The 21,994-nt window shown below is 72.8% G+C and carries 13 protein-coding genes; 8 read left to right on the top strand and 5 right to left on the bottom strand.

Features of this window, described 5'->3' with window-relative positions; genetic code table 11:
• The first annotated feature begins 92 nt into the window (after positions 1–92).
• The 4 genes from xylA (at position 93) to FE634_RS07650 (ending at position 11,071) form a co-directional block, all read left to right on the top strand.
• Positions 93–1,259 carry a xylose isomerase gene (gene xylA / locus FE634_RS07635; RefSeq protein WP_137295373.1) on the top strand — a complete coding sequence of 389 codons (1,167 nt, stop codon included), beginning with the start codon at positions 93–95 and terminating at the stop codon, positions 1,257–1,259.
• A gap of 195 nt (positions 1,260–1,454) precedes the next feature.
• Entirely contained in the window at positions 1,455–8,855 is a 7,401-nt protein-coding gene (locus FE634_RS07640) for a ThuA domain-containing protein (protein ID WP_148240489.1), read from the top strand.
• Between the two features lie 277 nt (positions 8,856–9,132).
• Positions 9,133–10,140: a sugar phosphate isomerase/epimerase family protein gene (locus FE634_RS07645; RefSeq protein ID WP_138875539.1), complete on the top strand. Its 1,008-nt coding sequence runs from the start codon at positions 9,133–9,135 to the stop codon at positions 10,138–10,140.
• 1 nt (position 10,141) lies between these two features.
• Complete coding sequence (locus FE634_RS07650) at positions 10,142–11,071, top strand: helix-turn-helix domain-containing protein (RefSeq protein ID WP_148240490.1); 930 nt, start codon at positions 10,142–10,144, stop codon at positions 11,069–11,071.
• Between the two features lie 36 nt (positions 11,072–11,107).
• Here the strand turns inward: FE634_RS07650 and FE634_RS07655 are convergent, their stop codons facing one another.
• Together FE634_RS07655 and FE634_RS07660 are read right to left on the bottom strand one after the other, a co-directional pair.
• Entirely contained in the window at positions 11,108–11,866 is a 759-nt protein-coding gene (locus FE634_RS07655) for a sulfite exporter TauE/SafE family protein (protein ID WP_137294684.1), read from the bottom strand.
• Between the two features lie 16 nt (positions 11,867–11,882).
• Positions 11,883–12,596 (bottom strand): FadR/GntR family transcriptional regulator, encoded by a 714-nt coding sequence (locus FE634_RS07660; RefSeq protein WP_137294683.1) that lies wholly within the window; start codon positions 12,594–12,596, stop codon positions 11,883–11,885.
• A 124-nt stretch (positions 12,597–12,720) separates the two neighbouring features.
• On the opposite strand from FE634_RS07660, the gene FE634_RS07665 reads away from it, so the two are divergent.
• The 3 genes from FE634_RS07665 to FE634_RS07675 are packed head-to-tail and all read left to right on the top strand — an operon-like array spanning position 12,721 to position 16,717.
• Positions 12,721–14,040, top strand: coding sequence for an SLC13 family permease (locus FE634_RS07665; RefSeq protein ID WP_137294682.1), 1,320 nt, complete (start codon positions 12,721–12,723; stop codon positions 14,038–14,040).
• A 5-nt stretch (positions 14,041–14,045) separates the two neighbouring features.
• Entirely contained in the window at positions 14,046–15,284 is a 1,239-nt protein-coding gene (locus tag FE634_RS07670) for a CaiB/BaiF CoA transferase family protein (protein WP_138875541.1), read from the top strand.
• Positions 15,281–16,717, top strand: a complete 1,437-nt coding sequence (locus tag FE634_RS07675; RefSeq protein ID WP_138875542.1) for a carboxyl transferase domain-containing protein — start codon at positions 15,281–15,283, stop codon at positions 16,715–16,717. The genes FE634_RS07670 and FE634_RS07675 overlap by 4 nt, the downstream gene beginning before the upstream one ends.
• 7 nt (positions 16,718–16,724) lie before the next feature.
• Here FE634_RS07675 and FE634_RS07680 read toward each other — a convergent pair whose 3' ends face one another.
• Positions 16,725–17,906, bottom strand: a complete 1,182-nt coding sequence (locus FE634_RS07680) for a GAF domain-containing protein (RefSeq protein ID WP_138875543.1) — start codon at positions 17,904–17,906, stop codon at positions 16,725–16,727.
• Between the two features lie 127 nt (positions 17,907–18,033).
• On the opposite strand from FE634_RS07680, the gene FE634_RS07685 reads away from it, so the two are divergent.
• Positions 18,034–19,863, top strand: coding sequence for a flavin-containing monooxygenase (locus FE634_RS07685; RefSeq protein ID WP_138875544.1), 1,830 nt, complete (start codon positions 18,034–18,036; stop codon positions 19,861–19,863).
• 48 nt (positions 19,864–19,911) lie between these two features.
• Here the strand turns inward: FE634_RS07685 and FE634_RS07690 are convergent, their stop codons facing one another.
• Positions 19,912–21,477: an MXAN_6640 family putative metalloprotease gene (locus tag FE634_RS07690; protein ID WP_148240491.1), complete on the bottom strand. Its 1,566-nt coding sequence runs from the start codon at positions 21,475–21,477 to the stop codon at positions 19,912–19,914.
• Positions 21,478–21,545: 68 nt separating this feature from the next.
• Positions 21,546–21,950 (bottom strand): adenylyltransferase/cytidyltransferase family protein, encoded by a 405-nt coding sequence (locus FE634_RS07695; RefSeq protein WP_137294676.1) that lies wholly within the window; start codon positions 21,948–21,950, stop codon positions 21,546–21,548.
• Positions 21,951–21,994: the final 44 nt, after the last annotated feature.

The raw sequence follows: 21,994 nt of genomic DNA on the forward strand, positions 1-21,994 counted from the left end.
GTGCCACGACACTCCGGTGGCCCTCCAGGGCCACCGGGTGTCGAGGCGCGCCCTCACAAGCCCAGACCAACGCACCCGGCAGGAGCCACCGCATGACCACCGACCGCTACACGCCCGCCCCCGAGGACAAGTTCTCCTTCGGCCTCTGGACCGTGGGATGGGAGGGCGTCGACGTCTTCGGCCCCGCGAGCCGTGCCCCGATCGACCCGGTCGAGAGCGTCCACCGCCTCGCCGAGCTCGGCGCCGCCGCCGTGACCTTCCACGACGACGACCTGCTCCCCGACGAGGGCACCCGCGAGAAGACCCTCGAGCGCTTCGAGCAGGCGCTCTCCGACACCGGCGTGGTCTGCGAGATGGTCACGACCAACCTCTTCAGCCACCCGGTCTTCAAGGAGGGCGGGCTCACCGCCAACAACCGGCAGGTCCGCCGGTACGCCACCGCCAAGGTGCTGCGGAACATCGACCTGGCCGCCCACCTCGGCGCCAAGACGTTCGTCATGTGGGGCGGCCGTGAGGGCGCCGAGCACGGGGCGAGCAAGCACATCCCCGCCGCGCTCGACCGGATGAAGGACTCGCTCGACCTGGTCTGCGAGTACGTCATCGAGCAGGGCTACGACATGCGCTTCGCCCTGGAGCCCAAGCCCAACGAGCCGCGCGGCGACATCCTGCTGCCCACGATCGGTCACGCCCTGGCGCTGATCGGCGAGCTCGAGCACCCCGAGATGGTCGGCCTCAACCCCGAGGTCGGGCACGAGGAGATGGCCGGGCTCAACTTCGCCCACGGCATCGCCCAGGCCATGTGGCACGACAAGCTGTTCCACGTCGACCTCAACGGCCAGCACGGCCCGCGCTTCGACCAGGACCTGCGCTTCGGCGCGGGCAACCTGCGCGGTGCGTTCTGGACCGTCGACACGCTGCTGGGTGGCGGGGCCGGGCCGGCCTACGACGGCTACGTCCACTTCGACTTCAAGCCGCCGCGCGCCGAGGCCGCCGACGGCGTCTGGGAGTCCGCCCGCGGGTGCATGCGCAACTACCTGATCCTGCGCGAGCGCGTCCAGGCGTTCCGCAGCGACCCCGAGGTCCAGGCCGCGTGCGAGGCCTCCGGCGTCCTCGAGCTGCTGACCCCCACCCGTGAGGCGGGGGAGCCCCTCTCGGCGCTGCGCGAGGCCGACTACGACGTCGAGGGGCTCGCCGAGCGCAGCGTCGCCATGGAGGCGCTCGACCAGCTCGCCATGGACCACCTGCTCGCCGCGCGCTGACCACGTCGGCCGGGCCCCCGGGCCCGGCCGACCCCGCGCCGCACGCACACGTCCCACCGAAGACCAGCACCACGCACCGATCACCACGACGCACGACCAGCACCACGCAGCACCAAGCACGACCAGGGGCCGAACGCCCGGGGACCCGCCCCGGACACATGGAGCGCACACCGCTAGACAACGAAGGAGTTCGTGATGAAGCTCATCACGCGGCTACGGACAGGCTCGCGCACCGCGCTGCTCTCGTCCCTGGCCACGATCGTGCTGCTACCCCTGAGCGCCACAGCCGGCCTCGGTCTCACCGCATCCGCTGCCCAGGCAGCGGTTCCCTCCCAGGCCCCGGCTGCTGCCGCCGCCGAGCCCGCCGCCGAGGACGACGGCGCGGGCAAGGCCGGCAGGAAGGCCGCCCCGCCCAGCAACGCCGTGCCGTGGGTCGCCGACCCCGACGCCGACGTCGCGGGCGACGCCTTCAAGGCCCTGGTCTTCTCCAAGACCGCGGCCTTCCGGCACAGCAACATCGACGAGGCCACGACGGCGATCCAGAAGCTCGGCGTCGAGAACAACTTCACCGTCACCGCCACCGAGGACGGCGCGGCCTTCAACGACGAGAACCTCGCCACCTTCGACGTCGTCATCTTCCTCTCCACCACCGGTGACGTGCTGACCCCGAGCCAGCAGAGCGCCTTCGAGCGCTACATCCAGTCCGGCGGCGGCTACGCGGGCATCCACGCGGCCTCGGACACCGAGTACGACTGGCCCTGGTACGGCAACCTGGTCGGCACCTACTTCAACAACCACCCGGCGGGCACCCCCACCGCGACCGTCAAGGTCGAGGACCCCGCGCACCCCTCCACCGCCGGCATCGAGCCGCGCTGGCAGCGCACCGACGAGTGGTACAACTTCCGCACCAACCCGCGCGGCAAGGTGCACGTGCTGGCCTCGATGGACGAGACCTCGTACGCCCCCGGCGGCGGCGCGATGGGTGCCGAGCACCCGATCGCCTGGTGCCAGGACTACGACGGCGGCCGCAGCTGGTACACCGGCATGGGCCACACCGAGGCCTCCTTCCTCGACCCGAAGTTCCTGGGCCACATCCTGGGCGGCATCCAGACCGCCGCCGGCGTGGTGGACTCGGACTGCTCGGCCACGAAGGAGTCGAGCTTCGAGAAGGTCGCCCTCGACGAGAACACCTCCAACCCGATGGAGCTCGCCATCGCCGAGGACGGTCGCGTGTTCTACGTCGACCGCAACGGCGCCGTGCGGATCATCCTGCCCAACGGCACCGTGGTGACCGCGGGCACGATCCCGGTCTACACCGGCCAGGAGTTCGGTCTGCTGGGCATCGCCCTCGACCCCGACTTCGCCACGAACAACTGGGTCTACCTCTACTACGCGCCGACCGGCGCCACCCCCACCGACCGCATCGCGCGGTACACGATGTCGGGCAACACCCTGCAGCTGGGCACCGCGACGACGATCATCGACGTCCCGACCCAGCGCAACGAGTGCTGCCACGCCGGCGGGTCGATGGAGTTCGACAACGACGGCAACCTCTACCTCGCCACCGGTGACAACACGAACCCGTTCGACTCCGGCGGCTACTCGCCGATCGACGAGCGGCCCAACCGTGCCGCCTGGGACGCCCAGCGCACCTCGGCGAACACCAACAGCCTCAACGGCAAGGTCCTGCGCATCAAGCCCCTCGCCGCGGGCGGCTACTCGATCCCGGCCGGCAACCTCTTCGACGAGGCGACCGACACCGGCCAGAAGACCCGGCCCGAGATCTACGCCATGGGCTTCCGCAACCCGTTCCGGATCGGCCTCGACGAGCAGAACAACAACCTCCTCGTCGCCGACTACGGCCCGGACGCCGGCTCGGTGAGCGCCACCCGTGGTCCCAACGGCCGCGTCGAGTGGAACATCCTCGACGAGCCGGGCAACTACGGCTGGCCCTACTGCGTGGGCAACAACACGCCGTACAACGACTACAACTTCGCCAGCAGCACCGCCGGCGCCGCGTTCAACTGCGCCGCCCCGGTCAACGACTCGCCCAACAACACCGGGCTGACGAACCTGCCGCCCGCGAAGGCCGCCGTCATCTGGCAGAGCAACAACGGCACGATCACCAGCACCCCGGAGATCGGCGCCAGCGGCGCCCCGATGACCTCGGGCACCTACTCCTTCGACCCCGACCTGGACTCCGACCGCAAGTGGCCGGCGTACTTCGACAGCAAGGCGATCTGGGCCGACTGGAACAACAGCCGCCTGTTCACCGTGCAGATGAACCAGGACGGCACCAACTACACCGACATCAACCGGTTCCTGCCCAACCTGCAGATGGTGCGTCCGCACGCCCTGCAGTTCGGCCCGGACGGCGCCCTCTACATGATCGAGTGGGGCAGCGGCTTCAACGGCAACAACACCGACTCGGGCATCTACCGGATCGACTACGTGGAGGGCAACCGTGCCCCGGTGGCCCGTGCCACCGCCGACAAGACGTCGGGCCCGGCCCCGCTGACCGTCGCCTTCGACGGCACCGCCTCCTTCGACACCGACACCGGTGACGCCACCGGCCTCACCTACGCCTGGGACTTCAACGGCGACGGCACCACCGACGCCACGACCCCCACCGGCAGCTACACCTACACCGCGGCGGGCGACTACACCGCGCGGCTGACGGTGACCGACGACGGCGGCCGCACCGGCACGACCAACATCGACATCGTGTCCGGCAACACCGCGCCGACCATCAAGCTCGACCTGCCGCTCAACGGCGGGTTCTTCGAGTACGGCGACACCCTGCGCTACGAGGTCACCGTCACCGACCCCGAGGACGGCACCATCGACTGCCAGCGCGTCGTCGTGCAGCCCGGCCTGGGCCACGACGAGCACTCGCACGACTACGAGCAGTACCGGGGCTGCAGCGGCACCCTCGTGCTGCCCGGTGACGCCGGCCACGTGGGCGCGAACATCTTCGGCACCATCAAGGCCACCTACACCGACAGCGGATCCGGCGTCGCCGGCGCGCTGACGAGCGTCGACGGCATCGTCGTGCACACCAAGCGCAAGGAGGCCGAGTACTTCGACGAGACCGGTCGCACCGGCGGCTCGACGACCGGCACCGCCGGGGTCACCGTCCAGACGACCACCGACACCGGCGGCGGCCAGAACGTCACCGGCGTCGAGACCGGCGACTGGTTCCGCTGGGACGTCATGAACCTCACCGGGATCACCGGCATCACCATGCGGGCGGCCTCGACCACCGCGGGTGCGACGTTCGAGGTCCGGCAGGGCTCGGCGACCGGCACCACGATCGGCACCCTCACGGTGCCGAACACCGGTGGCGCGCAGACCTACCAGAACGTGACGACCACCCTCACCGGGGCGACGGCGACCAGCGGACCGCTGTACTTCGTCGCCACGACCGGCGGGGCGAACGTCAACTTCGTCGACTTCGTGGGTCGGGGCATCACCGACAACCAGCCGCCCACGGTCTCGATCAGCGCGAGCACCTCGAACGGCGAGGCGCCGCTGCCGGTGGAGTTCACCAGCACGGTGGCCGACCCCGACGGTGACGAGCCCGTCGCCTACGCCTGGGACTTCGGCGACGACACCACCTCGACCGACGCCAACCCGAGCCACACCTACACGGCGCCGGGCACCTACGTGGTCTCGCTGACCGCGACCGACGCGCGGGGGGCCAAGGCCACCCGCACGCTCGAGGTCATCGTCCGCCCGGCGGTCGACATCTGCTTCAGCGGTCGCTCCGACGACTTCGTCGGGGACACCCTCGACACCGACCGCTGGAACCGCAGCGTCCGGGTGGACCAGACGATGACGGTGGCCGACGGCTCGCTCAACGTGCCCGTCACGGCGACCGACATCTACCAGACCACCAACACCACGCCGAACATCGTCCTGCAGGACCTGCCGGCCGGTGCCTTCGAGGCCACGACCAGGGTGACCCTGCCCGCGACCCGCTCCTACCAGCAGGCCGGCCTCGTCATCTACGGCGACGACAACAACTACCTGAAGCTCGTCTACTCGGGTCGCTCCAGCACCCCGAACAAGGCGAACAACATCATCCAGGTCGCCAAGGAGGTCAACGCCACGGCGTCGGAGACCAACTCGGCCAACCTCGGTGCGAGCTTCCCGGACACCGTGTGGCTGCGGATGTCCAGCACCGACGGCAACGTCGTCAGCTTCTCCTACAGCGTCGACGGGGCCACCTGGACCCAGATGACCGGGACGCGCGACCTCAGCGGCATCACCGCTCCGAAGGTGGGTCTCCTCACCCTCGGCAGCCAGGCCGCGTCGGTCGGCATCACGGCCGAGTTCGACTACTTCACCCTCACCCCCGACGACACGGCCGTGCCGTGCGGCGGTGGCGGTGACACGGGTTGCCTCGAGCCCTTCGACGGCACCTCGCTGAGCGACACCTGGGACGTCGTGCGTCCGACGGGCAACATCGCCGTCGGTGGCGGGACCCTGACCATCCCGATGGCCGCGACCGACCTGTACCAGACCACCAACAACGCCGGTGACCTGGTCGTGCGCGACCTGCCGGCCGGTCCGTTCCAGGTGGTCACCAAGGTGACGGCGCCGATCAACCGGCAGTACCAGCAGGCCGGTCTGCTCATCTACGGCGACGACGACAACTACATCAAGCTCGTCGCCCAGGGGCGTTCCTCCTCCGCCGACGCCGCGAGCAACATCATCCAGCTCACCAAGGAGGTCGGTGCCACGGCCGACGAGGCCAACACCTCCGGTCTGGGTGCGACCTTCCCGTCGACCGTGTGGCTCCGGCTCACCAGCACCGACGGCGCCGCCGTCACCGGTGAGTACAGCGCCGACGGCACGACCTGGGTCGCGATGCCGCGAGGCTTCGACCTCACCGGCATCACCAACCCGCGGGTCGGGGTGACGGCGTTCGCGAACAACATCGAGGCCGCCCAGATCTCGGCTCAGTTCGACTCCTTCGAGCTGGTCTCCGACGGGTGCCAGACCGACCCGGGCTGCGTCGTCGACCAGTTCGACGGCAACGCGCTCAGCACGAGCTGGAGCACCGTCCGGCCCAGCGGGAACCTCACGGTCTCCGGTGGCTCGGTCTCGATCCCGCTCGAGAGCACCGACCTGTACCAGACCACCAACACCGCACGGGACCTGGTCCTCACCGACCTCCCCGACGGCCCGTTCGTGGCCACCACCAAGGTCAGCGCCCCGATCAACCGGTCCTACCAGTCGGCCGGGCTGCTGCTCTACGGCGACGACGACAACTACATCAAGCACGTCTTCCAGGGCCGTAGCGACCAGCCCGACGCCGGGTCCAACATCATCCAGACCGCGAAGGAGGTGGGCGCCACGGCGACCGAGACCAACTCCTCGGGGCTCGGCGCCGACTTCCCGACCACCGTCTGGCTGCGCCTGGCGAGCGAGAACGGCACCGACGTCATCGGGTCCTACAGCTCCGACGGCGAGACCTGGACCGAGATGGCGGCGGGCTACGACCTGACCGGCATCTCGAACCCCCGCATCGGTCTGCTGGCGGCGGCCAACACCACCGCCGGCGCCGGCATCACCGCCACGTTCGACTGGTTCACGCTCGGCTCCGACGCCGCGTGCGAGCCGGGTGGCGAGGAGCCGACCGACACCGCGGCGCCCACGACGACGCTCGACATCGCGGCAGCCACCGGCCAGGCCGGCTGGTACACCACGCGTCCGTCGTTCACCCTGGCCGCCACCGACGGCGCGGACGGGTCGGGCATCGCCTCGACCGAGTACCGCATCGCCGGCGGCGCCTGGACGCCGTACACCGCCGCGGTCTCCGTGACCGGTGAGGGCGAGCGCCTGGTCGAGTTCCGCTCGACCGACACCGCGGGCAACGTCGAGGACACCAAGTCCCAGACGATCAAGGTCGACACCGTCGTCCCGACGGTCACCGCCACCCAGGCGGGGACCGAGACGAAGACCGTGACGCTCGCGGCCACCGACGCCACCTCCGGCGTCGCGCGCATCGAGTACCAGGTCGGCGACGCCACGACGTGGACGGCCTACACCGCCGCCCTGTCCTACGACGAGCCCGGCACCTACGTCGTGCGCTACCGCGCCGTCGACGTGGCCGGCAACGTCTCGGCCACCGGCACCACCACCGTGGTGGTCGAGGGCGAGGACGGCGACGTCACCGCTCCCGAGGTCGGCGTCACCGTGCTCGGCTCCTACGCCGGCACGCTCGTCGACCAGGCCAGCAGCGGCATCGGCGGCGAGGCCACCCTGGTCTCCGACGTCGACGGCGCGGGCTACACCACGACCGTGGAGATGTCGCTCACCGGTCTCGACCCCACGCAGTCCTACGAGTCGCACCTGCACGTCGGTGAGACCTGTGGCGGGTTCGAGGGTCACTACCGTGACGACCCGGACGGCGCCGGCACCCCGCCCAACGAGCTGTGGCCGACCAACCCCGGTTGGGTCGCAGGCTCGGGCGAGCCGCGGATCAAGGCGGCGGCCGACGGCACGTCCTACGCGGAGGCCACCGTCGCGTGGGCACCGCGGGTCGAGGGCGGCCTGCTCGCCCTGCACCGCGAGGGCGCGATCATCGGTTGCATCGACCTCGACCTGACCGGTCCCGGAACCGTGGTGCTCGACGCCACCGACGACGTCGAGGTCACCTCGCTCACCTACACGGTGGACGACGGTGCCGAGACCGAGTACGACGGGCCGTTCGAGATCACCGAGGCCGGCACCCACGTGGTGACCTACACCGCCACCGACGCCGCGGGCAACGAGACGACCGACGAGCTCGTGGTCGTCGTCCCGGAGACCGAGGAGCCGGTGCTGCCCACCGTCACCACGACGACGTCGCCCGCGGCGCCGAACGGACGTGGCGGCTGGTACACCTCCCCGGTGACGGTCACCCTCGCGGGGGCCGGTGGTGACGGTGCGCTGAGCACCGAGTACCGCCTCGGCACCGGCGCCTGGACGACGTACTCGGCTCCGTTCCGCGTGACCGCGGACGGCACCACCCGGGTGCAGGCCAGGACGACCGACGCGGCCGGCACGGTCTCGGAGGTCGTGACCACGACGATCAAGCTCGACGCGACCGCGCCGACCCTGAGCGTCAAGGGCATCACCAACGGGCTCGTGATGAACGTGGCCGCCACCCGCACCGCCCGGACCACCACGTCCGACGCGACCTCGGGCATCGCCCAGCGGGTCATCCGTCTCGACGGCAAGGTCGTCGGGTCCCCGACCCGCATCGACGCCCTGTCGCTGCGGACCGGTACCCACCGACTGGTGGTCACGGTGACCGACAAGGCCGGCAACCAGCAGGCGCGGACGATCACCTTCCGGGTGGTCGCCACGTACGCCGGTGGCAAGCAGCTGGTCAACCGGCTCGACCGCGAGAACAAGGTCAGCGCGCAGCTCGGCAAGAAGCTCAAGAACGAGCTGACCGCCGCGCAGCGTGCCGACAAGCGCGGTGACGTGCGTGAGGCCCGCCAGGCCCTGACGCGCTTCCGGAGCCTCGCGACCGGGGTCGGCAACGCCCCGGCGAAGGCTGCCCTCACCGACCTCGCGCGCCAGCTGAGGAACCAGCTCTAGGCGCCGGGAGACACGAGGAGACGTTCGTCGTCGGGGACCCGGCCGCCCGGCACCGAGAGGTGCCGGAACCGACCGTCCGCAGGTTCGGCCCGGTGGGCCGGCCGGTGGTCGGGTCCCTGGCGGCGACGGGGGAGCGACGCCCTCTGGGGCGTCGCTTCCCGCGGCCCGGCGCCGGGACAGCACGCTCCGTCCCGGCCCGGGTCGCACCGGCCGGTGCACCATCCGGCCGATGCACCACACGAACACCCGACCTGTCCGTTCCAAGAGAGGAACTCTGATGCCCCGTCCGATCACGTTGTTCACCGGCCAGTGGGCCGATCTGCCGTTCGAGGAGGTGGCTCGGCTGGCGTCGGGGTGGGGGTATGAGGGCCTCGAGATCGCGTGTTGGGGTGATCACCTCGATCCGTGGCAGGCGGCTGAGGACGACGCCTACGTGCAGGGCAAGCTCGACCTGCTGGAGAAGTACGGGCTGAAGGTGCATGCGATCTCGAACCACCTGAAGGGTCAGGCGGTCTGTGATGACCCGATCGACGGGCGTCACGAGGCGATCTTGTCGAGCCGGGTGTGGGGTGACGGCGACCCCGAGGGGGTGCGCCAGCGCGCGGCGGAGGAGATGAAGCTGACCGCGCGTACCGCGCAGCGCCTGGGTGTGGACACGGTGGTGGGGTTCACGGGTTCGGCGATCTGGAAGTACGTGGCGATGTTCCCGCCGGCGACCGAGGAGATGGTGGCGGCTGGGTATCGCGACTTCGCGGATCGGTGGAACCCGATCCTGGATGTCTTCGACGAGTGCGGGGTGCGGTTTGCCCACGAGGTGCATCCCTCGGAGATTGCTTATGACTACTGGACGACGGTGGCGACGTTGGAGGCGATCGGTCATCGTCCGGCGTTCGGGTTGAACTGGGACCCGAGTCACTTCGTGTGGCAGGACCTGGATCCGGTGGGGTTCTTGTGGGACTTCCGGGATCGGATCTACCACGTGGACTGCAAGGACGCGAAGCGTCAGGTGGGCAATGGTCGTAATGGTCGGTTGGGGTCGCACCTGCCGTGGGCCGATCCGCGGCGGGGGTGGGACTTCGTCTCGACCGGGCACGGGGACGTGCCGTGGGAGGCGTGTTTCCGGATGTTGAACACGATCGGGTACCAGGGTCCGATCTCGGTGGAGTGGGAGGACGCGGGGATGGACCGGTTGGTGGGGGCTCCGGAGGCGTTGGAGTTCGTGCGTCGGTTGGCCTTCGACCCGCCCTCGGCCGCGTTCGACGCCGCCTTCTCCAGCACGTCCTGAGATGACCGGCCCGGCGGCGACGACCGACCTGCGGACCCGCCGCGCCGAGCTGCGTCTGTCGACGCGCCACGTCGCGCACGTGGTGGGGGTGCACCCCACGACCGTGCTGCGCTGGGAGCGGGGCGAACGCCTGCCGGGCCCGGCCGAGATCACCGGGCTGGCCCGCGTGCTCTCGACCGAGCCCGCGCTGGTGGCGGAGTTCTTCGACGCCCGGCGCCCGGCGCCGGCGCCGGCCGAGCGCACCCGCGCCACCGGGCTCCGGGAGCTGCGGCGCCGCGGCGACCTGGCGGCCAGCCGGGTGGCGAGCGAGCTCGACGTGCCGGTCTCGACGGTCTTCAACTGGGAGGCCGGGCGGGTCGGCATGCCGCTGACGCTGGTGCCGCGCCTGGCCCGGATCCCCGGGCTCGAGGACGTCCCGCGCTCGGCCCTGGTCGACCTGCTGGTCCGGACGCCGGCGACCGCGCCCCGGCCGCGCGGCCCGCTGCGGGCCGCGCGGCACCGGTGCGGCCTCTCCCAACGGCTGCTGGCCGAGTCGGTCGGCGTCTCGCGCCACCTCGTCGGCTGCTGGGAGGCCGGTCGGGCGCCGCGGTGGATCCACCAGCGGCGCCTGGCCGCCGTCCTCGGGGTCGACGTGGCGACCGTGGCCGGGTGGTACGCCGTCCCGGCGCCCGTGGGCCTGCGCCCCGACACCTGGGTCCCGGGCGAGCTGCCCCGCGTGCTGCGCGACCTCAGGGACTGGAGCGGCCTGCGCCAGGCCGACGTCGCCGCCGCCGCCGGGAGGTCGGTGGCCGCGGTCCGCTCCTGGGAGGCCGGCCGGGCCGTGCCGGGGCGGGCCGCGCGCGACCTGCTGACCCGCCTGTACCGGTTGCCGCCCGGCGCGCTCGACGCCGCCGTGCCGCGACGCCCGGGGCCCCGCGCCGAGCGGGGGTGAGCATCGGCGCCGTGTCCCGGCCGGGCGCGGGCGACGTCACAGGAGCAGCGCGAAGGCCAGGATCCCAGCGGCGACGATGAGGAACCGGAGCAGGGTCGCCGGCAGGTGCCGGCCGATGTGCGCCCCGGCGTAGCCGCCGACCACCGACCCGGCGGCGAGCAGGCCGACGGCCAGCCAGTCGAGCTCGGCGACGAGGAGGAAGATCACGGTGGCCACGACGTTGCTCGCCGTCACCGCGAGGGTCTTGAGCCCGTTGAGGACGCGCAGCTCGACGTCGGTGCCGAGGCCGAGCACCGCCAGCATCATCACGCCGGACCCGGCGCCGAAGTAGCCGCCGTACACGCCGGTCGCCGTGCAGAACGCCGTGGTCACCGGCGAGGGGCGGGTGCGGGGCGCGGCGTCGGCACCCTGACGGCTGCGGAGCCAGCGCGAGATCCGCGGCGTCGCGCCGACCAGCAGGCAGGTGGCCAGGATCAGCCAGGGCACGACCGACTCGAAGACGCCGGCCGGCAGGGCCAGCAGCAGCGTCGCCCCGAGTGCGGCGCCCGCCGCGCACGTGGCCGTGACCACGGCGGTCAGGCGGGGGTGCTCGCGCAGCTCGCGGCGGTAGCCGAACGAGCCGCTGAGACCACCCGGTGTCATCCCGACGGTGTTGCTGGCGTTCGCGACCACGGGGGGCAGGCCGACCGCGACCAGCACCGGGAAGGTCAGCAGCGACGCCACCCCGACGGTCGAGGTGAGGATGCCGCCGCCCAGCCCGGCGGCGAGGACCGCGAGGATCTCCAGGGACGACATCGACGGCGTCGAGGGCCTAGGCCGACTCGGCCTCGGGCCGCAGGACGGCGACGTCGCTGACCATCTCGACGTGCTCGTGCATCGCGCGGGCGGCGGCGTCGGGGTCGCCGGCCCGGATCGCTTCGGCGATCGCGCCGTGGCCGACGAGGGACGCGCGCGGCCGGCCGGGCTGCCCGAGCGACTCGATGCGGGTCTCGCGGATCAGGTCGGAGATCTCGGCCATGAGCCGGGCGAGCAGGGGGGAGTGCGCGGCCGCGGTGACGGCGGCGTGGAAGCGCTCGTCGCCCTCGACGCCGCGGCCACCGTGGTCGACGTCGGCGGCCATGAACGCCAGCGCGGCGTCGATGGCGTCCAGGTCGGCCTCGCTGCGACGGCGGGCGGCCAGTGCGGCGAGCTTGGTCTCGAGGGCGTCGCGGGTCTCGATCACCTCGGGCAGGCGGTCGGCGTGGTCGCGGATCGCCTCCCTGATCCGGGCGTGCCCGGTGGCGGCCTCGGTGACCACGGTGCCGTCGCCGTGGCGCACGACCACGACGCCGATGACCTCGAGCGCGACCAGGGCCTGGCTGAGCGTGGCCCGGCTGACCCCGAGCCGCGTCGCGAGGTCGCGCTCGGGCGGCAACCGGTCGCCGGCGCGCAGGCCGTTGTCGCCGATCCACCGAGTGATCTGCTCGGCGACCTGCTCGTAGAGGCGGACCCGGGCCAGGCGCGCCGGGAACTCGGAGGCAGTCACAGGCGCATCCTAGTTCACACAGGGCTATTGACAAGGAGACTCGGTGACCTATTGGCTAGGCCACTGAGCCGGGTGACCGACATCACGCCGATGTCGGGTCGAGCCGGCCGGATGGAGGAACCTGATGGGACCGGAATGGGTGGCGATCCTCGCCCTGGTCGCCCTGTTCGCGATCGGCACCGTGCTGCCGATCAACATGGGCGCGCTCGGCTACGTGGCGGCCTGGCTCGTCGGCATGTACGCGCTCGACCTGACCGAGAAGGAGATCCTCGCCGGGGTCAGCGGTGACCTCATCCTGACGATCATCGGCGTGACGTACCTCTTCGCGATCGCCCGCAACAACGGCACCGTCGACCTCATCGTCGCCAGCGCCGTCCACGTGGTCGGGGGACGGGTCGTGCTCATCCCGTGGGTGATGTTCGCCGTGACGGCCGTCCTCACCGGCGTCGGCGCGGTCAGCCCCGCCGCGTGCGCCATCATCGGTCCGATCGCGCTCGGCTTCGCCGGCCGCTACGGCATCAGCCCGCTGATGATGGGCATGTTCGTCGTCCACGGCGCGCAGGCCGGCGGGTTCTCGCCGATCAGCATCTACGGCTCGCTGACCAACTCGATCATGGCCGACGAGGGCCTCCCCAACGCCGAGATCACCATCTTCCTCTCGAGCCTGCTCATCAACCTCGCCCTGGCCGTCGTGCTGTTCGTCGTGCTCGGCGGTCGCAAGCTGATCGGCCTGCGGATCGACCCGAACGACCCCGACACCCTCAGCGAGGACCTCCACCGCGGCGGCGCCGGCGTGACCGCCCGCGGCACCGGTGCCACCGCGACCGGCACCACCCAGGCCCTCGGGATGCGGACCGACCGCCTGCTGACCCTGGTCGCGTTCGTGGCCGTCGCGGCCATCGCACTCACCTTCGACAAGAACATCGGCTTCGTCGCCATCACCGCCGCCGTGCTCCTCGCGATGCTCTCGCCCGACGAGCACAAGGACGCAATCAAGCAGGTCGCCTGGCCCACCGTCCTCCTCGTCGCCGGCGTGAGCACCTACGCCGCGATCCTCCAGGCGGCCGGGTCGCCCGAGTTCGTCGGCAACTGGGCCGCCGGCCTCGGCGTGGCCGCCGTCGGCGCCCTCGTCCTCTGCTACGTCGGAGGCGTCGTCTCGGCCTTCGCCTCCTCGACCGCGCTGCTGCCGGTGATCATCCCGATCGGTCTGCCGCTCATCGCCGACGGCGGGATCAGCCCGGCGCTCTTCGTCGCGGCCCTCGCGGTGAGCTCGACGATCGTCGACGTCAGCCCGTTCTCGACCAACGGCGCGCTGATGCTGGCCAACAAGCCCGACTCGATCACCGAGCCCGTCTACTACAAGCAGATCCTCACCTACAGCGTGGTGGTGGTCCTCGCCGGACCGCTGCTCGTGTGGGCGATGCTCGTGCTGCCGGGCTGGTGACGGCGATGACGACACCGACACCGGCACCGGGATCGACACCGGGGGCGGGCCACGGGTCCGGCGGACCGCTGCAGGACGTGCTCGTGGTGGACCTCAGCCGGGCCCTCGCCGGCCCGCACGCCACGATGATGCTGGGCGACCAGGGCGCCCGGGTGATCAAGGTCGAGGCGCCGGGCAGCGGCGACGACACCCGCGGGTGGGGGCCGCCGTTCGTGGGGGAGCCCGGCTCGCGCGAGGCGACCTACTTCCTCTCGGCCAACCGCAACAAGGAGTCGATCACCCTCGACCTCAAGGACGAGGGCGACCGCGACCTGCTGCTCCGGCTCGTCGACCGCGCCGACGTGCTCGTCGAGAACTTCCGCACCGGCGTCCTGGAGCGGCTCGGCCTCGGCATCGACGACCTGACCCGGCGCAACCCCCGGCTCGTCGTGCTGTCGATCACCGGCTTCGGCCACGACGGGCCGGAGGGTGGCCGGGCCGGCTACGACCAGATCGCCCAGGGCGAGGCCGGCCTGATGTCGCTCACCGGCTCCTCGCCGGCCGACCCCCAGCGCGTCGGGACGCCGATCGCCGACCTGCTCGCCGGGATGTACGGCGCCTACGGCGTCCTGGCCGCCCTGCACGAGCGCGCCCGCACCGGCCGCGGGCAGGTCGTCCGCACCTCGCTGCTGGCCGCCGTGGTCGGCGTCCACGCCTTCCAGGGGACCCGGTGGACCGTCGCCGGCGAGGTCGGCCGCGCGCAGGGCAACCACCACCCGTCGATCTCGCCGTACGGGCTGTTCCGCTGCCGCGACGGCGCCGTCCAGATCGCGCTGGGCAGCGAGGGCCTGTGGCGGCGCTTCTGCGCCGGCTTCGACCTCGACCCGGACGCCGACGGCCTGGCGACCAACCCCGAGCGGGCCGCGGCGCGCGAGCGCGTCGTGGAGCTCGTCGAGTCGGTCTTCGCCGACTGGGACGCCGAGCCCCTCCTCGTCCGGCTGGCCGAGATCGGCGTGCCGGCCGGCAAGGTCCGCAGCCTCGACGAGGTCTACGAGTGGGACCAGACCCGCAGCCAGGGGCTGCTCGTCGACGTCGAGCACGCCAGCCTCGGCCCGATCACGCTGCCCGGCCCGCCGCTGCGCTTCTTCGCCGGCTCGGAGGGGGAGGACGCCGGGACGGAGACGACCCGTTGCGACCACGCCGCCCCGCCGGTGCTCGACCAGCACGGCGACGCCATCCGGGCCTGGCTCGACGGGGCACCGTGAGCACCGCGACCCGGCACCGCTGGAGCGCCCACGAGCTGCTCGACCTGGTGCTCGACGACGGCTCGTACGAGTCCTGGGACGAGCCGATCGACATCTCCGGCCACCCGCCCGCCTACCAGGACGCGTTGCGGGCCGCGGCGCTCAGGGCGGGCACCGACGAGTCGGTGATCACCGGCCGCGCCCGGATGCGCGGGCGTCCGGTGGCGGTGGTGGTGAACGAGTTCGGCTTCCTCGCCGGCTCGATCGGCCGGGCCGCGGCCCACCGGATCACCGCCGCGGTCCGGCGGGCGACGGCCGAGGGTCTGCCGCTGCTGGCCACCACCGCGTCCGGGGGCACCCGGATGCAGGAGGGCACGCCGGCGTTCGTCGAGATGGCCTCGATCTCGCGGGCGATCATGGAGCACCGGGCCGCGGGGCTGCCCTACCTGGTCTACCTGCGTCACCCCACCACCGGCGGCGTCTACGCCTCGTGGGGCTCCCTCGCCCACGTCACGGTCGCCGAGCCCGGCGCGCTGGTCGGCTTCCTCGGCCCGAAGGTCTACGAGGCGCTGCGCGGTGAGCCGTTCCCGCCCGACGTCCAGACGGCGGAGAACCTGGCCGACAAGGGCGTCATCGACGCCGTCGTGCGGCCCGAGGACCTCCCGGCCCTGGTCGACCTGGCCCTCGGCGTCCTCGTCGACCCGGCGCGGGCGCCCGAGCTGCCTCGGCGGACGGCCGCGCCCGCGCCCGGCGGCAGCGCCTGGGAGTCGATCCGGCGCACCCGCGAGCCCGGTCGCACCGGCGTCCGTGACCTCATCCGGTACGGCGCCGCGGGGACCGTGCGGCTGCGCGGGACCGACGAGGGCGAGCGCGACCACGCCGTGCTGGTGGCCCTCACCCGGCTCGACGGGCAGCCGTGCGTCGTGGTGGGCCAGGACCGCGAGCGGCAGGGCGACTCCACCCCGCTGGGTCCCGGCGCGCTGCGCGAGGCACGCCGCGCGATGCGGCTCGCCGACGAGCTGCGCCTGCCGCTGGTCACGGTGATCGACACCCCGGGCGCCGAGCTGTCGGTGACCGCCGAGGAGCGGGCGATCGCCGGTGAGATCGCGCGCTGCATCGCGACGCTCACCACGATGTCGGTGCCGACGGTGTCGGTGATCCTCGGCCAGGGGTGCGGCGGCGGTGCCCTGGCCCTGCTGCCGGCGGCGACCGTGGTGGCCACCGAGCACGCCTGGCTCTCCCCGCTGCCGCCCGAGGGGGCGAGCGTGATCGTGCACGGCGACACCGAGCACGCCGCCGAGATGGCCACCGCGCAGCGGGTCCGCGCCACCGAGCTCGCCGGGCTGGGCGTGGTCGACGAGATCGTCGCCGAGCCGGACGACGACACCCCGGCCGACCTCGCCCGCGCCGTGGCCGCCGCGGTCGCGCGCGTGCTCGCGACCGCGGGGGACTAGCCCGTCGCTACGGGACGTCGCCCACGACCTCGAGGCGGACGCCGTCGGCCAGCCGGTAGGGCCCGGTCGCGACCAGCGCCCCCACCGCGCGTCGCAGCCGGGACACCTCCGCGCGCGCGGTGACGACGTGCTCGGCGTCGCCGTGCACCAGGACGCTGAGCGCGCACGCGTCGAGCCCGCGCGGCCCCGCGCCGGCCAGGTGGGTGAGGATCTGCGCGTGCCGGCGGGTGAGCGTGGCGCGCCACGACCGGTCGCCCGCGACGACGTCGAGGACGCCGTCGGGGTGCAACCGGGCGGTCACGCGCACGGCGCCGCCGCTCGGGCGCACCAGCCAGCCGCGGCCCAGCCGCTCGGGCACGCAGAGCCCGAGGCCGGGGACGGCGACCGGCCGGTCGGGACTCGGCGCCTCGATCCGGTCGCGTGCCGCGAGCCCCTCGTGGTGGGCCACCCAGCCGTGGTCGTCGACCACGAGCAGCGGACCGCTGCCCACCAGCGGGGCCGCCTCGCGACGCAGCCGGTCGAGCCCGTCGCGGTGGTGGCGGTGCAGCGCGCCCTCCGCGAGGCGCACCGCGCTCTCCACGAGCGAGCCCAGCGCCGGGTGCAGGGTGAGGGCCGGGCCGCTGACGTCGACCACCCCGAGCAGCTCGCCGGTGCGGGGGTCGTGGAGGGGGTGGGCGGTGCAGTACCAGGGGACCTGCTGCCGCTCGAAGTGCTCGGCGGAGAAGAGCTGCACCGGGGCCGCCTCGGCCAGCGCCGTGCCGATCGCGTTCGTGCCGACCCGCTGCTCGGTCCACGTGGCGCCCTCGGCGAAGCCGAGGTGGTCGGCCTGCAGGCGCACCCGGGCCGAGCCCTCGCGCCACAGGATCACGCCGTCGGCGTCGCAGACCACGACGAGGAACACCGAGGCGTCCGCCACGCTGGTCAGCACCCGGCGGAGCTCGTCGACCACCAGCGCGAGCGGCGAGGCCCGACGTCGCCGCTCGACGTCGTCGGCCGGGAGGGGGTCGCGCAGGTTGGCGCGGTCCGGGTCGAGACCCAGGGCCAGCACGCGCGACCACGAGCGGGCGACCACCGGGCGCGGCCGCGCGTCGGGTCGGCTCCCGGCGAGGACGGCGTCGTGGACCCGCTGGAGCTCGCGGGCGCGGACCGACAGGTCGGTGCCCGGCTCGACCGCGCCGTACGCCGTCATGCGACCTCCTGTGGTGGTGCTCACGTCAGTGTGCACCCCCGAGGTTGCGGGGGCGTTGGCCCGCGGACGCCGGTGCAATCGGCTGCAACGCTGTCCGGAGCGGCGCGCACGGTGTGTGCTGGGTCACATGACGCAGACGATCGATGCCGCCAGCGCGACGCGCACCCCCGACGAGCGCGCCACGGCCTGGCTCACCTCGTTCGAGGCCGCCCTCCGCGGGCGGGACGTGGCCGCGGCGGCCGACCACTTCGCCACCACCAGCTTCTGGCGCGACCTGGTCGCCTTCACCTGGAACATCGCCACCGTCGAGGACCGCGAGGGCGTCGCGGCGCGCCTCGAGGAGACCCTCGACCGCACGGACCCGACGGAGCTCGCGCTCGCCGAGCCGGCCGACGAGGCCGACGGCGTGCTGACCGCGTGGTTCGACTTCGAGACCGCGGTCGGCCGTGGCCGCGGGCTGGTCCGGCTGCGCGAGGAGGACGGCCGGGACCGGGCGTGGACCCTCCTGACGACCCTGTACGAGCTCCGCGGCCACGAGGAGCCGCGCGGCACCCGGCGTCCCCCCGGTGCGGTGCACGGCGCGACCCGCGACCGCACGACGTGGCTCGAGCGCCGCCAGGAGGAGGCGGAGTCGCTCGGGTCGACCGAGCAGCCCTACGTCCTCGTGCTCGGCGGCGGCCAGGGCGGCATCGCGCTCGGCGCGCGGCTGCGCCAGCTCGGCGTCCCGAGCCTGGTGATCGACAAGCACCCGCGCCCGGGCGACCAGTGGCGCAACCGCTACAAGAGCCTGTGCCTGCACGACCCGGTCTGGTACGACCACCTGCCGTACCTGAAGTTCCCCGACAACTGGCCGGTCTTCACGCCGAAGGACAAGGTCGGCGACTGGCTCGAGTCCTACGTGAAGGTCATGGAGGTGCCGTACTGGTCCTCCACGACCGCCACGTCGGCCAGCTGGTCGGAGGAGACCCAGGAGTGGACCGTCGAGGTCGAGCGTGAGGGCCGTCCCCTGACGCTGCGCCCGAAGCAGCTGGTGCTCGCGACCGGGATGTCCGGCAAGCCGAACGTGCCGGACCTGCCGGGCCGGGACGTCTTCCGCGGCGACCAGCACCACTCCTCGGCCCACCCCGGGCCGGACGCCTACCGGGGCAAGCGGTGCGTGGTGGTGGGCAGCAACAACAGCGCCTTCGACATCTGCGGTGCGCTCTGGGAGGGCGACGCCGACGTCACGATGGTCCAGCGCTCCTCGACCCACATCGTCAAGAGCGACTCCCTCATGGAGCACGGCCTCGGCGACCTCTACTCGGAGCGGGCCCTGGCCGCCGGTGTCACGACCGAGAAGGCCGACCTCATCTTCGCCTCGCTGCCGTACCGGATCATGCACGAGTTCCAGATCCCGGCCTACGAGGCGATGGCCGCGAAGGACGCCGACTTCTACGCCCGGCTCGAGGCCTCCGGCTTCCGCCACGACTGGGGTGACGACGGCTCGGGACTGTTCATGAAGTACCTGCGGCGCGGCTCCGGCTACTACATCGACGTCGGCGCCGCCGACCTCGTCGCCGACGGTCACGTCAAGCTCGCCCACGGCCAGGTCAGCCACCTCACCGAGGACGCCGTCGTGCTCGAGGACGGCACCGAGCTGCCGGCCGACCTGGTCGTCTACGCCACCGGCTACGGGTCGATGAACGGCTGGGCCGCCGACCTCATCAGCCAGGACGTCGCCGACACCGTGGGCCGGTGCTGGGGCCTCGGCTCCGACACCACGAAGGACCCGGGCCCGTGGGAGGGCGAGCAGCGCAACATGTGGAAGCCCACGCAGCAGGACGGCCTCTGGTTCCACGGCGGCAACCTGCACCAGTCCCGGCACTACTCGCTCTACCTCGCGCTCCAGCTCAAGGCCCGCCAGGTCGGCCTCGACACCCCGGTCGCGGAGCTGCAGGAGGTCCACCACCTGGCCTGAGGGACGGCCCCGCGACAGGGCCGGCGGGCCGCGCTCGTGGCGGCCGGCTCAGCGCCGCACGGCCACGGCGGTCGTGCGGAAGCGCACCCGGTCGTCGAGGGGCGAGCCCTGGCAGGCGAGCGACGTGCCGGTGTCGCAGAGGACCCTGGTCGAGGCGTTGGCCAGGGTGACGGTCACCGTCCGCACCGCCCGGCGGCCGAACGCGACGCGCATCCGCCCGGCCCCGGTGCGGTCCAGCCGGACCTGACGGCGCTGCACGGAGCCGTCGGCGCGCCGGACCGTGACGAGCGCGGCCGGTGACCGGACGGCGTCCGGCCCGTCGATGCGCACCTCGAGCCGCCAGCGCCGGGCCAGCGACCGGCCGGGGCGCAGCACCACCGAGCGCGAGCTGAGGTGGTCGATGCGGGGCGCCAGCCGCACGCGGGGGCGGGACGCCGTCACCCGGCGGGTCGTGACCGGCGCGGCGGCGTAGGCGCTGCCCTCGGGGTAGGTGCGGGCGGGCATGGTGTTGCCGGCGGCGTAGGCCGCGAACCGGCGTCGCAGGCCGCCGTGGTCGGCCAGCACCCGGCGCAGGGCCTGGGTGGAGTAGTCGTCGGGCATCCGGCCGCCGGTCCCGGCGCGCCACCAGACGTCGCGGACGACGTCGGGGCCGAGCCGGGCGGCGAGGAACTCCCAGAACGTCCAGTTCCCGTAGTGGGCGTAGCCGCTGGGCTCGTAGAGGTCGAGGGAGGTGCCGGGTCGGCCGAGCTGCCCGTAGGGCAGGTAGATGCGGTTGTCGTCGACCCGGGCGGCGAAGCGGCCCTCGATCCAGGTCGCCGTCGACTCCATCAGCCACGGGTCCTCACCGAAGTCGTGGGCGAACTGGATCGCGTGGAAGAACTCGTGGGCGGCGGTGACCCGGAGCGTCTCGAGCGGACGGCGTCCGAACTGCTCGCGGGCGAAGTCGTTGTCGAGGACGCAGAAGCCGCTGGCCTGCTTGGACTCGCCGGGCACCTTCCGCTCGGGAGCGCAGTAGCCGTAGACGCCCTTGCTGCCCAGGTCCTTGAGGTAGACGTCGAACAGGGCGTTGCCGCCCCGGCGGCCGTCCGGTGCCGGCGGGCGGTAGCCGAGCGTGCGGACGTGGTGCTTCCACACCTTGCCCATCACCCGCAGCGTCGTGTCGACCCACGCCCGGCTCGCCCGGTCCTCGGTGCGGTTCACCCAGTGCACGCAGACCTTCGCGCCGCAGCGCTGCCGCTGTCGGGCGGAGTAGCCGTCGGCGTACGGGTCGCGGTCGCCGTCGGTCGGCCGGGCGAGCAGCCCGCCGGCGAACCGGTCGCCGACCTCGCCGAGCCGGGCCCGGGCGAGGAAGAGGTCGCGCAGGGCCAGCGTCGCGTCGGGCCGGTCCGCGCGAGTGGCACCGCCACCGCCGAGGGCGTCGGTGGCGCGGACGAGCACGGTGGTGTCCCTCTCCGCGCCTCCGGCTGCGGGGCCGGGGTCGGCCGCGGGGGCAGCGGGGGCGGACGCCACGGCGGTCGTGCCACCGGGCGCCGCCGTGGACGGCGGCGCGGCGAGTGCGGTGGCCAGGGTCGCGACGACGAGCGCGAGCGCGGTGGAGAGGGGACGGTGACGCATCAAGGGGAAGGCTCCGAGTCGGTGGGGGAAGGTCCCGGTCGGGGTACGGGTGGTGCGGGCGGTGCGGGTCAGCTGCCGGCGGAGATCTTCTCGATCAGCGCCGTGGTGGAGATGGCCGGCGTGCGCGGGAGGTAGACGACCTCGCAGATGTCCTCGAACTCGTCGAAGCGCCCGGCCCAGTCGTCGCCCATCACCAGCACGTCGGCGGCGTGCTCGGTGATGTAGTGCCGCTTGAGCTCGAGGCTCTCCTCCACGAACACCGCGTCGACCGGCTTGAGCGCCGCCACGATCGCCAGTCGCTCGGCCTGGCTGAAGACGGGCGCACGGCCCTTCTTGCGCAGGTTGAGCTCGTCGGCCGAGACACCGACGACCAGCCGGTCACCGAGCTCGGCGGCCCGCTGGATGACGCGGAGGTGGCCGACGTGGAAGACGTCGAACGTGCCGAAGGTGATGACGGTGCGGCTCTCGGGCATGGGGGCAAGCCTCCCACGACGGACGCCCAGGACTGCGCAAGGAT

The sequence above is a fragment of the Nocardioides sp. S-1144 genome (assembly GCF_005954645.2).
In the GTDB taxonomy this organism is placed as follows: Bacteria; Actinomycetota; Actinomycetes; order Propionibacteriales; family Nocardioidaceae; genus Nocardioides; species Nocardioides dongxiaopingii.